The organism is Acidisoma sp. L85 (genome assembly GCF_009765865.1).
GTDB lineage: Bacteria > Pseudomonadota > Alphaproteobacteria > Acetobacterales > Acetobacteraceae > Acidisoma.
The window spans coordinates 34,217-49,262 of the sequence record NZ_LMUQ01000048.1 but is presented as its reverse complement, the minus strand read 5'-3'; the positions used below and the strand labels follow the sequence as shown (position 1 = coordinate 49,262).

At 62.5% G+C, this 15,046-nt stretch carries 14 protein-coding genes and 1 pseudogene; 5 read left to right on the top strand and 10 right to left on the bottom strand.

The features are described 5' to 3' along the window. Positions 1-6 precede the first annotated feature (6 nt). From GSQ83_RS13890 to GSQ83_RS13880, 3 genes are read left to right on the top strand one after another with little or no spacing between them, the layout of a single operon-like run. Positions 7-2,130: an ABC transporter permease subunit gene (locus GSQ83_RS13890; protein WP_158803470.1), complete on the top strand. Its 2,124-nt coding sequence runs from the start codon at positions 7-9 to the stop codon at positions 2,128-2,130. Further along, on the top strand, positions 2,127-3,158 hold the full coding sequence (locus GSQ83_RS13885; protein WP_158803469.1) for a hypothetical protein: 1,032 nt from the start codon (positions 2,127-2,129) through the stop codon (positions 3,156-3,158). The genes GSQ83_RS13890 and GSQ83_RS13885 overlap by 4 nt, the downstream gene beginning before the upstream one ends. Then, positions 3,155-4,654, top strand: coding sequence for a sugar ABC transporter ATP-binding protein (locus GSQ83_RS13880; RefSeq protein WP_158803468.1), 1,500 nt, complete (start codon positions 3,155-3,157; stop codon positions 4,652-4,654). The genes GSQ83_RS13885 and GSQ83_RS13880 overlap by 4 nt, the downstream gene beginning before the upstream one ends. A gap of 206 nt (positions 4,655-4,860) precedes the next feature. Here the strand turns inward: GSQ83_RS13880 and tcyN are convergent, their stop codons facing one another. From tcyN to GSQ83_RS30585, 8 genes and pseudogenes are all read right to left on the bottom strand, one after another. Continuing rightward, a complete protein-coding gene (gene tcyN, locus GSQ83_RS13875; RefSeq protein WP_158803467.1) occupies positions 4,861-5,604 on the bottom strand; it encodes an L-cystine ABC transporter ATP-binding protein TcyN in 744 nt (247 codons plus the stop codon). Positions 5,605-5,614: 10 nt separating this feature from the next. Next, the gene (gene tcyL, locus GSQ83_RS13870) at positions 5,615-6,289 is read right to left on the bottom strand and encodes a cystine ABC transporter permease (RefSeq protein WP_158803466.1); all 675 of its coding nucleotides are present in this window, start codon (positions 6,287-6,289) and stop codon (positions 5,615-5,617) included. A gap of 30 nt (positions 6,290-6,319) precedes the next feature. Then, on the bottom strand, positions 6,320-7,132 hold the full coding sequence (tcyJ, locus tag GSQ83_RS13865) for a cystine ABC transporter substrate-binding protein (RefSeq protein ID WP_158803465.1): 813 nt from the start codon (positions 7,130-7,132) through the stop codon (positions 6,320-6,322). A 70-nt stretch (positions 7,133-7,202) separates the two neighbouring features. Next, positions 7,203-7,406: a hypothetical protein gene (locus tag GSQ83_RS13860; protein WP_158803464.1), complete on the bottom strand. Its 204-nt coding sequence runs from the start codon at positions 7,404-7,406 to the stop codon at positions 7,203-7,205. A gap of 798 nt (positions 7,407-8,204) precedes the next feature. Further along, positions 8,205-8,795: a peroxidase-related enzyme gene (locus GSQ83_RS31320; RefSeq protein WP_158803463.1), complete on the bottom strand. Its 591-nt coding sequence runs from the start codon at positions 8,793-8,795 to the stop codon at positions 8,205-8,207. Between the two features lie 272 nt (positions 8,796-9,067). Continuing rightward, entirely contained in the window at positions 9,068-9,832 is a 765-nt protein-coding gene (locus GSQ83_RS13850; RefSeq protein WP_158803462.1) for a gamma-glutamyl-gamma-aminobutyrate hydrolase family protein, read from the bottom strand. Continuing rightward, positions 9,833-10,624, bottom strand: coding sequence for a CmcJ/NvfI family oxidoreductase (locus tag GSQ83_RS13845; protein WP_216850166.1), 792 nt, complete (start codon positions 10,622-10,624; stop codon positions 9,833-9,835). Between the two features lie 365 nt (positions 10,625-10,989). Beyond that, positions 10,990-11,838, bottom strand: a pseudogene (locus GSQ83_RS30585) (LysR family transcriptional regulator). Positions 11,839-11,950: 112 nt separating this feature from the next. Here GSQ83_RS30585 and GSQ83_RS13835 point away from each other — a divergent pair. Further along, positions 11,951-12,787, top strand: a complete 837-nt coding sequence (locus GSQ83_RS13835; protein ID WP_158803460.1) for an oxidoreductase — start codon at positions 11,951-11,953, stop codon at positions 12,785-12,787. A 555-nt stretch (positions 12,788-13,342) separates the two neighbouring features. Here the strand turns inward: GSQ83_RS13835 and GSQ83_RS30950 are convergent. After that, a complete protein-coding gene (locus GSQ83_RS30950) occupies positions 13,343-13,669 on the bottom strand; it encodes a flavin reductase (protein WP_305782248.1) in 327 nt (108 codons plus the stop codon). A 17-nt stretch (positions 13,670-13,686) separates the two neighbouring features. Between GSQ83_RS30950 and GSQ83_RS13825 the strand changes: the two genes are divergently transcribed. Further along, positions 13,687-14,535 (top strand): threonine/serine dehydratase, encoded by an 849-nt coding sequence (locus tag GSQ83_RS13825; protein WP_158803458.1) that lies wholly within the window; start codon positions 13,687-13,689, stop codon positions 14,533-14,535. A gap of 6 nt (positions 14,536-14,541) precedes the next feature. Here the strand turns inward: GSQ83_RS13825 and GSQ83_RS13820 are convergent, their stop codons facing one another. Further along, complete coding sequence (locus tag GSQ83_RS13820) at positions 14,542-15,027, bottom strand: DUF2938 domain-containing protein (protein WP_158803457.1); 486 nt, start codon at positions 15,025-15,027, stop codon at positions 14,542-14,544. Between the last annotated feature and the right edge of the window lie 19 nt (positions 15,028-15,046).

Below are 15,046 nucleotides of genomic sequence, written 5' to 3'. Positions count from 1 at the left end.
TCGCACGTGAAACTCTCCGAAAGTCTCGCCCGGCTGCGCTACGGCCTCTTCCCCGATCACTTGGTCGGGGAAGTGCTGTCCAAGCGCTGGACCGACAACGCGATTCCCTTGGTGTTTCTGCTGGCGACCGTGATCGGCGTCGGCACCGCCATCCCGGACTTCTTCTCGCTGGCGAGCCTGGCCGACGCCTCCCGGCAACTGGGCGAATTCGCGATCGTCGTGATGGGCCTGACGATTGTCATGCTCGGCGGGGGGATCGACCTCAGCGTCGGCGCCACCTTCGCCTTGTCGGCCTTCGCCTCGGTCGCCGTCATCTACATCATGGGCGGTCCGATCTGGCTGGCGCTGCTGGCCGCCCTGGCGACCGGCGCGGTCGTCGGCGCGGCCAATGGCGTTCTGATCGGCTACCTGCGGCTGCGCGCCTTTCTCACCACCCTCGTCACCTTCACGATCCTGCACGCGATCTACAGCATCCTCGTCGTCAACTTCTCGGCCCAGGTGCAGCTTGCGGATGTCCAGACGCCAATCTGGGACTTCATCGGAGACGGGGGCGTGGCGGGTTTCCCCATCAGCCTGATCGTGGCCGTGCTGGTCGCGATCCTTGCCCATGTCTTCATCAGCCGCTCCCGCCTCGGCTGGCATGTTTTGGCGGTCGGAGGCTCCCGGCGCTCCGCCTTTAATGCAGGCATCTCCGTGCGGCGCACGGTGTTCATGACCTACATGATCTCCGGCCTGTGCAGCGGTCTGGCCGGCTTTCTGATCGGCGCACGGCTATCGGGCGTTGGCCCCGGCACGGGCGCCGGGCTCGAAATCCTGGCGCTGACGGCGGGCGTCGTCGGTGGCAACAGCCTGGGTGGCGGGCGAGGCTCCATCGCCAAGGGGCTGATGGGTGCGGTCATCGTCCTGATCCTGACCAACGGTCTTATCCGCCTCGGCTTCACCAGTGGTACCAACCAGATGGTGCTCGGCGTGGTTCTGGCCCTGGCCGTGTTCCTCGATGTGCGCTGGCTGAAGAACCGCTCGAAGGTCCTGGCGAAGGTCTATGTCGCCCCGGTCTATTCCGCTTTGCCCTCCACCCCCTCGGCCGAGCCCGATTCAGGCTCGCCCTTCGCGCTGAATGACCGGCTGGCGGAGACCGAGTTCATCGGTTTGGGAGAGATCGAGGGTCCGGAAGACGTCATCCTCGACGAGGACGACAACCTCTATTGCGGCACCCGAAATGGCGAGGTGGTCCGCTTCCTCGCGCCGGATTACAAGCAGTGGGAGGTCTTCGCCCATACCGGCGGTTTCCCGCTCGGTCTTGCCTTCGACCGGGCCGGAGCACTGACGGTCTGCGTCGGCGCCATGGGCCTCTATTCCGTCGCGCGCGACCGGACGGTGACGCGGCTTTCGGCCGAGACCAATCGCACGCCATTCTCCATCCTGGATGATGCGCGGCTGCGCGACCCGAACGACTGCGACATTGCGCCCGACGGCCGCATCTTCTTCACCGATTCCACCACGCGCTACGACGCCCATGATTGGGCCTTGGACAGTGTGGAGAGCCGGCCCACCGGCCGCCTGCTGGTATATGACCCCCGCAACGGCCGCACCCGCACCGTCCTGCGCGGCATGAGCTATCTCAACGGCGTCTGCATGGCGCATGACGGGCAAAGCCTGTTCCTGGCCGAATCCTGGGCCTGCCGCGTCCATCGCTATTGGTTCGACGGGCCCAAAGCCGGGCGCCTGGATTGCGTCATCGCCGCGATGCCCGGCTATCCCGACAATATCAACCGGGCCTCCGATGGCGGCTACTGGATGGCCTGGCTGGGCATGCGCACGCCCTCCTACGATCTGGCGCTCCGCAAGCCCGGGATGCGCAAGCGAATGACGCGGCGGCTGCCGCAGGATGATTGGCTGTTCCCCAATATCAATACCGGCGGCGTGGTGAAGTTCGACGAGAACGGTGCCATCACCGAGGTGCTGGGCAATCTCGGCGGGCACAGCCACCCGATGGTGACATCGATGCGCGAGCATAAAGGCGCGCTCTATGTCGGCGGTATCCTCAACAACCGCATCGGCCGCTACAGGCTGGAGGGCGCCGATCCGAGCTGGACCGGAATGCGATCCTATTGGGGCGAAGGTCGATGAGCCTGCTCGACATTCTGCGCGGCCGGGCCATCACCATTCCACCGCTCGACGGCGCCTTCCGGCCAAACACTCTCCTGGAAGACGCGGAAGCAATCGCGCGGTTGACCGCGCCCGACGACCTCATCGTGGTGGATGGACGCGTGTTCTGCTCCAGCGGCGATACGGTAGTGGCGCTCGGCGAGACGCAGCCTGTGGCGCGTTTCGACGTTCGAGTGGCTTGCCTCGCCGCTCGCCCCGGCGGCGGCTTTGCAGCGGGGCTGGAGGATGGCCGTATCATCCTGTGGCAGGCGGGCAGCGGACCAGAGATCGCGCGACCCGCTGGCCTGGACTGCCCAACGGCCCTTTTGTTTCTCGACCGAGATCGCCTGGCGGTGGCGCAGGGCGCGCGTGGACTGAAGCCGTCCGATTGGGTGCGCTCCATCATGGGGCATGACCGCAGCGGCGCGGTCTGGCTGCTGGATGCGGCGGGCGGCGCGGCGCGACGGCTGGCCGATGGGCTGGCCTTTCCCTGGGGTCTGGCCGCGAACGTCGACAACATCATCGTCTCCGAATGCGGCCGCCACCGGCTCCTTTCCGTCCCTCTCTCCGGCGGACCCGCAAAGCCGCTGCTCACGGGTCTGCCCGGCTATCCGGCGCGGCTGACACCGGCCGCGGCAGGTGGCGGCTGGCTGGCCATTGCCGCACCGCGCAACCGGCTGATCGAGTTCGTGCTGCGTGAGGATGACTATCGGCAATCGATGATGGCCGAGCTTGATCCCCGCCACTGGATCGCCCCCGCCCTCGCTTCCGGCCGAAATTTTCTGGAGCCGCTGCAATGCGGCGGCGTGCGCTCCATGGGTGTGCACAAGCCCTGGGCGCCGACGCGCTCCTATGGGCTGGTCGTCCGCCTCGATGCGCGGTGGCAACCGGTCTCCTCCGCCCATAGCCGCGCCGGAGGCCAGCGCCACGGCGTGACCGGCCTCGTTGAACATGACGGCCGTTTGCTTGTGGCATCCCAGGGCGGCGATGTGGTGGTGGTTTTGCCATGAGCGCTCTCATCGAGATGCGAAAGATCGCCAAGAGCTATCGCGGCGCGGTGGCCCTGAAGGATGTCGATTTCACACTAGAGGAGGGCGAGATCCATGCCCTCGTCGGCGAGAACGGCGCCGGCAAATCGACGCTGACGAAGATCATGGCCGGCGCGGTCGAAGCCGATGGTGGCACCATGCTCTTCGCGGGCGAGCCGGTCGCTTTCCGCGCGCCAGCCGAGGCTCTGGCGGCCGGCATCGCGATGGTGTTCCAGGAAACCAGCCTGGTCCCGTCCATGACGGTGGCGCAGAACCTCTATCTCGGCGACGAGCCCTTCCTCAGCCGGCTGCGCGGCGTGCAGGTGGCGGCGCAACAATTCCTCCAATCCCTGAATTTCACGGTCGATCCCGGAGCGCTCGTCTCCACCCTCGGCGCCGCCAAACGGCAGATGGTGGAGATCGCGCGGGCTGTGCGGCTGCGAGCCCGCGTCATCATCTTCGATGAACCGACCGCAACCCTAACCCCAGAGGAAAAGCGCTACTTCTTCGCCCTGCTGCGCCGGCTGAAAGCGCGCGGCGTATCGATCGTCTTCATCAGCCACGCCTTGGAGGAAGCGCTGCGGATTTCGGACCGCATTACCATCCTGCGGGACGGCGGTTTGGTCACGACAGGGGAGACGCCGAGCTTCACGCGCGACAGCATCATCGCCGCCATGGTGGGCCGGGTGCTGTCCGGGGAACTCTACCGCAAGCGGGATGATATCGCGGGCCTTCGCCGAGCCGGCGACAAGGCGCTGAGCGTGCAAGACGTGTCGATGGGTAATATCGTCCGCAACAACGCGTTTTCTCTCTTCTACGCTCAGGTAACAGGCATTTTCGGCCTCATCGGCTCCGGCCGCACCGAGACAGCAAAGATCATCGCCGGCATCTACAAGCGAGATTTCGTACGCGGCGGCGAGATCGAGCGTGACGGCCAGCCGATCCGGTACCGCGTTCCTCGCCAGGCAATGCAGGACGGGATTGTCTACGTGACCGAGGACCGCAAACTGGAAGGGTTCTTTGAAACCAAGTCCATCGCCGAGAATCTCTATTCGGGCTATCTCGCGGCTGGTCTCAACCGGTCGGTCGTGGTCAGCATGCGGGAGATGGCGCGACTTGCGGAAACCTGGCGCAAGACACTCAACATTCGGGCGCTCGAGAGCAATGAGCGGGTAGTGGAATTGTCGGGCGGCAATCAGCAGAAGGTGGTGATCGGCAAAAGCCTGGTGCAGAAGCCACGCATCATCATCTTCGATGAACCGACACGCGGCGTGGACGTGGGCGCCATCGCCGAGATCCACGCCCTGATCGGCGGCCTCGCCGACGAGGGTCTGGCTGTGATCGTCATTTCCTCGTACCTACCGGAGATCATGAACCTCTCTGACCGCATCCTGGTCTTCCGCCAGGGGCGGTGTGTCGAGGAGTTCTCACCGGCGGAGGTTGACGAGGAACGCATCATGTATGCGGCGGTGCATTAGTCGAATGATGATCTAATTCTGAACCGCGCCCTTAGCATCCGTCATGGCACGCGAAGGCGTGCCATCCACGTCTTGCCTTCGTTACGCAAGCAAGACGCGGATGCCCGGCCTTCGCCGAGCATGACGTGGTGGCGTGAGAATGGTTCAAACCAAGGACATCCTGCTCTGGACAGATTGGATGACCACCTAAGGTCGAAGCAAAATCCCTACGAAAGAAATTTCCTCAAAAAGCGCCGCGTTCGCTCCTCCCGCGGGGCAGCAAACAATGCCGCGGATGGCCCCTGTTCCACGATAACACCGCCATCGATGAAGATCGTGCGATCCGCCACGTCGCGCGCAAAGCCCATCTCGTGTGTCACGATCACCATGGTACGCTGTTCGCGCGCCAGATCACGAATGACCGCCAAGACTTCTCCCACCAGTTCGGGGTCGAGCGCCGAGGTCGGTTCGTCGAAGAGGATGACCTCCGGCTCCATCGCCAGCGCCCGGGCGATCGCAACGCGCTGCTGCTGGCCACCCGACAGGCGCTGCGGATAGACATCCTCCCGCCCCGCCAGCCCGACGCGCGCGAGCAAGGCGAGACCCCTCGCCCGTGCCTGGTCTCGCCGCTCCCGCTTCACCACCACGGGACCCTCGATGACATTCTCCAGCGCGGTCATGTGCGGAAAGAGATTGAAGTTTTGAAACACGAAGGCCGCACGAAGGCGAAGCTGTCGGATCCTGGCTTTTTGCCGAGGCGCCTGGATACCCGCATCGATTTCGGTCGCACCAATGCGGATGGTGCCCGCACTGGGCACCTCCAGCCAGTTGAGGCAGCGCAGCAATGTGGTCTTGCCGGAGCCCGAGGGGCCGATGATCGCAACCACCTCTCCGCGCGACACCGACAGATCGATGCCGCGCAGCACATCGATCCCGCTGAATCGCTTGGCGAGTCCGTGCACTTCGATCATTGCCGCGGCCTCAGGCACGCAGCACCGCCACATGGCGGTTCACTCGCGCCTCCAGCACATGCTGACCAATAGCAAGGAAGCTCGACAGCACCCAGTAAATCACCGCTGCCGCGATATACATCGCAAATATTTCGAAGGTGCGCGCTGTGATAAGCTGCGCCTCCCGGAACAGTTCCGGCACCTGAATGGTCGCGGCAAGCGACGTGTCCTTCACAAGCGCGATGAAGCTATTGGCGAGAGGTGGAAGCGCGGTTCGCGCCGCTTGCGGCATGATGACGCGACGCATGGCCTGGGTCCAGGTCATTCCGATCACCGCCGAAGCCTCCCATTGCCCGCGATCCACCGCGGCAATGGCACCACGCAATATCTCGGAATTGTATCCCGCGACGCTGAGCGTGAAGCCGATCAGCGCCGACGGAATGGGGCCGAGGCGTATGCCAATCTCAGGCAGGCCGTAATATATAATGAACAGTTGCACGAGAAGCGGTGTGCCACGGATGAAGGAGACATAGATCCGTGCCAACAACACCAAGGGACGAATGCCAGAAAGCCGCGCCAAGGCGATCCCGAAACCGAGGATGAGCCCCAGCGCCATGCTGGAAACGCTGAGTCCGATGGTGTAAAGCGCGCCGCGTAGCAGAAACGGCGCCGACTCCCAGACCAGTTGCAGATCGGCGCCGATCATTTCCGTGCGTTCAGCCCGCTCGGTGCCGGTTCACTGGGTGACGTCGATGCCGAACCATTTAACCGAAATCGCCTTCAGCGTTCCGTCCGCGCGCAGCTGGTCAATCGCATTGTCGAGCGCTGCCTTGAACTCGGCGTCCTTGCGCAACGCGATACCGGCGCTCTGCGCCGCGAAAGGCTTGCCCGCGGCCACAAAAGGACCGCCGGACTTCTTGATGAAATCAGCGGCGACCAGACGGTCATTCAGCACGGCATCGATCCGCCCGGCCCGCAGGTCCTGATACTTCGTGGGGTCGTCATCATAGGTACGAATATCGGCGCCCGGCACATTCTGTCGCAGCCACTGCTCATAATTGGTGCCAAGCCCCACGCCCACGCGCACGCCCTTAAGCTTCGCGGGCGCATCGTATTTCGCCTCGTCGCCGCGACGGGTGATGATTTGAATGCCGGAAACCGTATATGGCTCGGAGAAGTCGTAGACCTTCTGACGTTCCGGCGTGATCGTGACCTGATTGATCACGACATCAATACGCCCGGACGCAAGCGCGGCGAGGATACCGTCCCATTTCGTCGGCCGGAAGTCGGTTGTGAGGCCAAGCTGCTTGGCGACCGCCTTAGCAAAATCGACCTCGAATCCGACCAACTGGCCTGACTCATCCTGATAGTTGAAAGGCGGATAGGTACCTTCCAGACCAATGACAAGGGCCCCGCGGCTCTTGATCGCCGCGGGAACTGCCCCTCGTTCTGCGGCACGGGCGTGCGAGGCACCGGCAAGTGTTAGCCCTCCCAGCAAAAGGGACATCAACAGCCGGCGACGGAAAAAGTGAACCGGTAAGCCTTGCATGAGGCATCCTTACTTTTGGCCGCATGATCCACGGCGGATTTTTGTAACCACGCTATGCGCGCGTTGATTGCTATCGTATCAACTGTAGCGCCTTGCAGCAATGGCCGCGCATGTGATCGACCGCCTTTGCCATACGATCCCCGACAAATTGCAAAACGCGGACCACGGCAATCAGCACAGCGACAATCGCGATACCGACGTCCGTCTCGGAACGCTGATAGTGATAGCAGATGGCCAGATCCTCGCGGCCGCCGGCGTCGATCGCGCCCGCCAACCTCCACACTGCTGGCGCGCGCGGCCCCAAGCATATCTTTGGCACACCGGCACAGATCGTCGATCACCTTGAGGAATGGTTCACGCAGGATGCGGCGGATGGCTTCAACGTGATGCCCCCACACCTACCTGGCGGGCTAGCGGAGTTTGTGGAGTTGGTTATTCCGGAGTTGCAGCGCCGCGGTTCCGTACCTAATACGAAGGCACGACCCTGCGCGAAAATCTCGTCCTAAGCCGGCCTGCGAACCGCTTCGCCTCTGCCGCGCTGGCCATCGCGACGGCGGCTGAATAGCCTACTTTGGGTAAGGCATGTCCCGGCTCGGCCTCCGACAGTGGCGCGAGCGGGTCACTGGTGCGCGGAGACGCCCAGTAGCGACAGGATCTCATCACGAAGCTGGATAAAGACCGGGTTGGAGCGATCCCGTGCGCTCTCCGTCGTCACAGGCAGAATCGCAGCGACGCGCCCAGGATGGGGGGCATGACCACAACACGATTTCCTGCTGATCGTCCGTCAGATGATTGTGACGTCGGAAAAAGAGAACCTTGTGGCGCAGGAGGGCTGCGTGAATGCCCTCGATCGTCGCGTCAGGCAGTTCACCTGAAAGGCGCACGCCTTCGATCTCAGCGCCGATGCGCGCGAGAGAGGGCTTGCGGCCAATGGCCAGAGTTCTGGCACGGCAACTGATTGAGACACTGCACGCCTCCTTTCTATCTAACGTTTTCTTTGCGGGCGCGAAGATCACACCAGAGCCACTCGCCTTCGCGTCCACACGATACGGTCAACGATCGACGAAAGTCGTTATTGCGCGTCTTGCGCATCGCGGAAGAAGTACTTCTCGTCTGGTTGAACGCCCAGCGCAATGAAGATGCGGTTGGTGTGATTGAACCAAGCGCTAACCTCGAGCGCTTCAATGATGTCCGCATCATCGAGCCCGGCCGCTCGCAGGTTGTGAAATACGGACTCATCGATCTGTTTGGGCATTTTCGTCACTTTGACAGCGAACTCTACCAGAGCCCGTTCGCGGGGGGACAAGACCGCAAGATGCAGGTCCAGCGCAATGCGCCGCGCGCGGACCGCATCTCCGAGTGCTTCGCCAAGAGCGATGGTGTGGTGAATCTCGCAAAGGCCGCACCCGTTCGTTGCTGACACGGCGACAGCGATGAGTTCACGTTCATGGAGGGGGAGGCGAGCACCGTTTACGCGGAATAGATCCTCAAAATATGAGGCGAACCGTCTCGCGGTATCGGGATTCAAAGCGAGCGTCCTGACCCAGTTCTCGCCGGCATGCCGTTCGATGAGCGCGCGAATGTTTTCGGGTTCCGCGCCGAGCCTCGGCAGATGCACGCGGGCGATTGCCTCTGCGGCCGGCGCCAGATGGGTATCGGGCATCACTAAACTCCTCACCAATATCTCATTGTCGCCGCTGCGCGATTCGTTTAGGCGACGCGGCGTGTCACACGAGAAGCTTGAGGGGTAGCTCATTCAGCACGAGAGTCAACAGTCAAACAATAAAAACACTTCCAAGAAGAGTGCAACTCAGGACGAAATGGCCTTGTCGGTCCCAATAGGCCTGTAGGCAAATGTGTGCCACCAAGCCGCGTTGCCGAAAGATTGCGAAGCGTCAGACGCCGGCACGATTCAGGAGTTTGCGCGAAGCTTGCCTAACAACCGGCCGCTCTAACGTCACGATGAGCCGCCACCGCGGAGCCGAAGGATTCGAAAATCCTACGGGACACATCATCCGTGTACATGTCGTATTCCGGATGCCACTGCACACCCACGGCGAAACCGAGAGCGCCGCTGACCCGTGCAGCCTCGATCGTGCCGTCGTTCGCGACGGCCTCGGCAAGCAGGCTTGGCGCCAACCGCTCTATCCCTTGGTTGTGGTGCGAGTTCACCAAGATCTCGCTCGCTCCGGCCAGGCTATGCAGCCAGCCGCCTGGGGTGACCTGCACGCTGTGGGTCTTAGCATTGCGCAGCAGCGCGAGCGATTGCAGCGGCGTCCAGTGATCCATCTTGCCGGCGACGGAGCACAGACTCTGGTGCAGGGTTCCACCCAAAGCAACGTTCAGCTCCTGGAAGCCTCGGCAAATTCCGAGTATCGGAACTGCATGTTGAATCGCCGCACGAATCAGCGGCAGGGTCACACCGTCGCGTTGGGGGTCCTCATGCGTCTCGGTATCATGCGGCTCCGCGCCGTAGTGCCCAGGCCCGATATTCGAGTAGCTACCGGTAAGAATGATGCCGTCGAACAGGCCCAGCAGCCGCTCGACATCACCGCCCGCCCCGTTGGCCGGTATCAATAAAGGGAAGGCCCCAATAATATCAGAGACGGCCTGCACATAAGTATCGGACGCCGCATGGGCCAGTGCCTCAGAAGGCTCGAACTCCTTTCGGCAGCAAGAGATTCCGATGAAAGCTGTCATCTAGTGCTGATGAAAGACGAGTGTTGGAAGCTCGATGCTCTCTCTGCGCGGCGCGGCCTCCGGCACGTTCTCCTCAAGGAACGCGGTATGAGGCGTGAATCGTGCGGCGACGTCCGTCCGCGAGTCCGTGCATTTCAGAAGCAAGACTTCGTCAAGCTGCATCTGAGGAACATAGTACCAGCAATGGTTTGGGCCGAAGCGTACATTGTAAGTCTCGCCGACACGCTTCGGATAAACGAGGTCGGAGGGAACAATGTCGTCCGGGCTGACGGTGGTCGCGTCGCAAATCGCGAGCGGAGCGTCGTATACAGGATGCTTGATCGGCCGCCAGAGGTTGATTATCTGAACCCGGTGTTTCAGAAGTTCTTCGGCCTCGTGGGGCAGAAAGGCGCGCACCCGTTGCGGCGCTGAGTTTGCGGTGTGGTCCACATGCACCCGCGTGGCGGGTTGGCGCGGTCCGTCGGTACAATCGGAGACGCCGGGTTTGTAACGCCGGATCGTATGGTCGAAGATGAAAACGCGGTCAGCGCCGGTGACATCTTTCAGCAGTTGCTCGGCTTCAGCGTAATAGGTTTGGCGGATTTCTTTTTCATCGTCGAAATCTTTCGCGGCGCTCTCATGGTTGATAAGCGCAAGACCCTGGCCGTCGAGCGTGAAGGCCCTGGCATTCGGACGCGCATCATGAACGGCGACGCGGTGCGGTTCGGCGACAATGTTGGATTTCGCGATGCCCGGCGGCGGATCGAAGGCATAGATCCTCGGACGCTCGCGCAGGGGCGCCGTGTAGTTCACCTCGGCCTCGACCGAGGAGTGTTGAACGGTCGCGCTGTCAGTCATCACATGCCTGCCCGGGGCTGCCTCTGGAATAAGGGATGCCGCTTCCCATCATTGCGCATCGTGTTTAGCACTAAGACGCCGGATATCACAACCCGGGTCATAGTGGTGATGTTATAAGCACGCCATCGGATAGTGTGAAGTCGGTGGCCTCGCTCATGCCGGAGAGGCGCCTTTAGGCGGCTTACGCTGGTATTGAGGAGGCCGGACCGTCTCTGCGCGGCGTTCGGCCGGTGCTGACAGGAATCGCCGGGCGCTAGTTCGAGCGCGGCACCCTTATCGTCTTGCGCAGCGTTTCGATGAACGCCCGTAGCTTGGGCGTCTCAGAGGCGTATCGAGGAAAATAAAGGAACAGACAGACCAGGCTCTTCGATGCCGCAGGCCGGCAGGACACATCGCAGCCGGCCCGCCCGCGGGTCGTGCCGGACGAGAGGTTCGAAGATATAGGCAATTCCCACGCCCTGCAGCGCCAGTTCGCGAGCATAGACTGAATCCGTCACGCGCACGCTGCTGCTCACTGAAACCGAAATCTCTCGGCCGCGATCCTGGAGGTCCCAGGCGTAGGCCGCGTCGGAGGCAACTAGCCGGTAGCCGATGCAATTATGTGCGGCGAGGTCCGCGATCTACCCCGGCACGCCGTGAGTCGCCAGATAGGCGGGCGCCGCCACCATGATCGCCTGGAACGACCCTGTTAGGCGAACCGTGACCATGTCCTGCGCGATCATCTCGCCAAGCCGCACCCCCGCATCGAATCCCGCAGCAACGATATCGACGAGGCCTTCATCCAGGGTGACCTCGATCGTCAGATCCGGATAAGGCCCGCTCATCGCCACGATCGCCGGCGTGATTGCCAACGGCAGCGCAAGGCGCGAAGCGTTGAGCCGCAGAACACCCGCAACCCGCCCTTTTGCCGATCGAACGCGCTCGACGCTCTCTTGGATCGTCGCCAGGGCCGGGCCGATCGAGGCGATGAAACCCGCCCCCGCCTCGGTCAGCGCGACGCTACGGGTCGTGCGCACGAAAAGCGGCTGTCGCAGCCTTTCCTCCACTGCCTTGACGGCGTGGCTCACCGCCGAGGGGCTCATGTCGAGCGCCGCCGCCGCTGAGGCAAATCCGCCGCGCTGCGCCACCGCCAAGACGACCGGGAAATGGCTGAGCAGATCGCGATCCATTCATGCAGCATATCGACGTAGCTGTTCGATTTAAACCGGCTGGTAACCGAGCCCGTCCGCCGTAAGATCGCTGTGCACCCCCGCCGGGTCGATAGCGAAGGAGAGACCGCCAATGACCGCCAAGACCTGGTTTATCACCGGCACTTCCTCGGGCTTCGGCCGGGCCTTCGCCGAGCATGCCCTGGCGCAGGGCTACAACGTCGTAGCAACCGCCCGTCAGGTTTCCACCCTTGAGGCGCTCGCCAATTCGGCGCCGGATCGCGTGATGGCTGTCCCGCTCGATGTGACGCGCCCGGATGATGCGGCTGCGGCGATCATCGCGGCCGTCGCACGTTTCGGGCGCATCGATGTGCTCATCAACAATGCGGGTTACGGCGTGGTAGGTGCTTTCGAGGAAACCCCGGACGCCGAATTTCGTGCCCTGATGGAGACTAATTTCTTTGGAGCGATGCACGTGACCCGCGCCGCGCTGCCGACTCTGCGCGCACAGCGCGGCGGCGCCATCGTCAACATCTCCAGTCTGGGTGGGCAATTGTCCTTCGCCGGCTTCAGCGCTTATTCGGCAACGAAGTTCGCCATCGAAGGCGCCAGCGAGGCGCTGGCGCAGGAAGTCGCGCCATTCGGCATAAAGGTGCTGATCGTCGAGCCGGGGCAGTTCCGCACCAGTCTCGCCGGTCAGGCCATGCGGCACATGCCGGTGATGTCAGCGTATGGAGATATCGTCGGCGGCACGCGCTTGTTCGCGCGGGAGATGAACGGCACGCAGAGCGGCGACCCGCGCAAGGCGGCCGCCGCGATTGAGGCCGCGCTCAATGCGCCGGACACGCCGCTGCGGCTGCAACTCGGCGCCGACGCCGTGGCGGCCATTCGTGGCCACAGCGAGGCGCTGCTCAAGGACCTAGCGACCTGGGAAGCACGCACTGGGAACACAGACTTCGGCCCGAGCTAAGGGGGTAGTCAGCTTCCGCAGCAGTGGTCCCTCCGCCGCTGCAATGGAGGGACGCGCTACCGTCGCGGGATGGCTCCTATGCTCGGAGGAGCTCTGCCCGTCGGGCCGGTTTGGGATGAAGGTTACAGCCGTAACCGATTGCGGCTAGAGCGACATCGACCTGAAGCTTGCGACCGGCATCAGTGGGCTTGGTCGAACACGAGAAGGGAGAGGCTGAACATGAACATCTGTCCGTGTCACAGGCAGGCGAAGAGCGACAAAGTTGAGCCGGCCGCGCGAGTGGCGAACTGGGAGGATGAGTTGACTGACGTACTGGCGGCGGCCGAGCTTGCCTTCGAGCGGTTCATGGTTCGCTGTGGAGATCGGATCCTACACTAGGTGTAAAGACCTAGCACCTGATGGTGCACTCCTTTCGCGTCAATGGAAGGGTGCGCTATGGCTCAAGTCTTCCATGGGAGCTGGACAACGATCATCCTTGCATAGGTGCTTGCAGCGGCACGGGGTCAGTCGCTGCCCTGAAGTCGAAGGCGACAAGCCGGTCAAGAAGAGACAAGCTCAATCCGCTCCATCACACCCCCGGGACCAGTTACCTAGGATTCCTCCAAGTAAGCGACCTCTGTTCGGCCCCCGCGCTATAGCATCTCTGGCCAAAACGGCGATCGGCGGGTGATGATTTTGCCGGAGACCATGAAATAAACCATTACCAGTATAGTGCAGGGTTTCTGGGTGTCCCGGTGACTTCGCAACGTCAGCCTTTACAACCTCGAAGATGAAGAAGTTGTATTTGTCGATGAGCGTGTCATCGGCGAGCCGGCATTCGAAGTTTGCGTGACATTCCGCGATCAGTGGCGCTTTTGCGCGCTTGGCCGGTAGCGCCGTCACGCCGAAATGCAGGGAACTTGTCGATCTCGGAACCGCTCGTGTTGCCGTTGCCGACAACTGTGTCAGTGAGCGCCGTCGTTAATCATGGACAGGGCGTGGTATACGCGGCCAGGCTACTCGGACGCAGATGCAGAATATTCCTTCCATCTAATCCAAATCCCATGAAGCTTAGCAAAATAAGGTTGCTTGGCGCGGAGGTCTCTGTAGGTGGCTCCGATGGTGATGATGCAAAGGCACTTGCGAAGGAGTTCTGCACGGGTATCGATGCTCTGTTCGTTGACGATGGCGAAGACAAGTTCGTAATCGAAGGCGCCGCGACGGTTGGCCTGCAGATCGGGTCTGCGCTCGATAGAATTGACATGGTCTTTGTCCCTATGGGCGGTGGGGTGTTGGCAGCAGGAACTGCCCTGGGAGTGAAGATTGAGCACCCTGGGGCAAGGGTGATCGGTGTCCAGCCGTCGCAGGCGCCATCGATGTTTGAAAGCTTCATTGCGAAGAGTGCCGTAACGCGTCCGGTGCGAACCGAGATCGAGTCGCTCGCTCAGGGTGTGCCCGCTCGTCTTACGCTTGAGACCGTGCTGCGTCACATCGACGACATCGTCTTGGCGTCTGATGACGAACTTTTCAGCGGTGCGAAGACGCTCGCCCTGGCCGCCCACCTGCTTGTTGAGCCTGGGGCGGCGGCGGGCTTGATCGGGCTTTCCCGTCTCGGTTCCCGTCTGCCCAGGAATGCCCGCGTCGTTCTCGTCTTGAGCGGCGCAAACCTGGACAGCCGGAATTTCGACCGGCTTGCGGCGAGCACCGTGCTTGAGACCGCCGCTGACGTGGGCCGAGAAATCGACGGGATGGCTGGTGGGCTTGGCTGAGCGTGCTTACCCCTGTCGCAGCAGCAAGGCGGTGCCGTAGAGGCCGAGCCCGAAGAAGGTATGGGCGACGAGGCCGAGGAACCGCGCCATGTTCGGCCTCGGGGTTTTCGAAGCGGCCCAGCCAATGCCAAGGCCGGGTTGGAGCAGGAACCATCCGGCGGCGATGGTGATGATGCCGAAGATCCAGGCCGGCAGGAGAGTGGGCGCTGCAAGCCAGCCGCGACCGACGACGATCACGAAGATGATGCCGTAGAGAATGCCCACCGCGTAGTGGCCGATCCAGCCCAGCGCCAACTCGTTCTCGTAGGCCGCGACGGTGGCGAAATCGGGCTTGAACACCCGCCCGCGGCGCAGATGCCAGAACCAGCGGCCGACCGGCGCCCAGTTGGGCCGCGATTGGCCGGGGGCCTGGGACAGCAGGATCGCCCAGAGATCCATGACAATCGTGGCGCCGATACCGATGGCCGCGCCGCGCCATAAAATGTCCAACACGAGAGATCCGCCTAATCCG

Coding starts and splice junctions, on each gene's coding strand:
- GSQ83_RS13885 (WP_158803469.1), top strand. CDS start 2,127: ATGAGCCTGCTCGACATTCTGCGCGGCCGGGCCATCACCATTCCACCG.
- GSQ83_RS13880 (WP_158803468.1), top strand. CDS start 3,155: ATGAGCGCTCTCATCGAGATGCGAAAGATCGCCAAGAGCTATCGCGGC.
- tcyN (WP_158803467.1), bottom strand. CDS start 5,604: ATGATCGAAGTGCACGGACTCGCCAAGCGATTCAGCGGGATCGATGTG.
- tcyL (WP_158803466.1), bottom strand. CDS start 6,289: ATGATCGGCGCCGATCTGCAACTGGTCTGGGAGTCGGCGCCGTTTCTG.
- tcyJ (WP_158803465.1), bottom strand. CDS start 7,132: ATGCAAGGCTTACCGGTTCACTTTTTCCGTCGCCGGCTGTTGATGTCC.
- GSQ83_RS31320 (WP_158803463.1), bottom strand. CDS start 8,795: ATGCCCGATACCCATCTGGCGCCGGCCGCAGAGGCAATCGCCCGCGTG.
- GSQ83_RS13850 (WP_158803462.1), bottom strand. CDS start 9,832: ATGACAGCTTTCATCGGAATCTCTTGCTGCCGAAAGGAGTTCGAGCCT.
- GSQ83_RS13835 (WP_158803460.1), top strand. CDS start 11,951: ATGACCGCCAAGACCTGGTTTATCACCGGCACTTCCTCGGGCTTCGGC.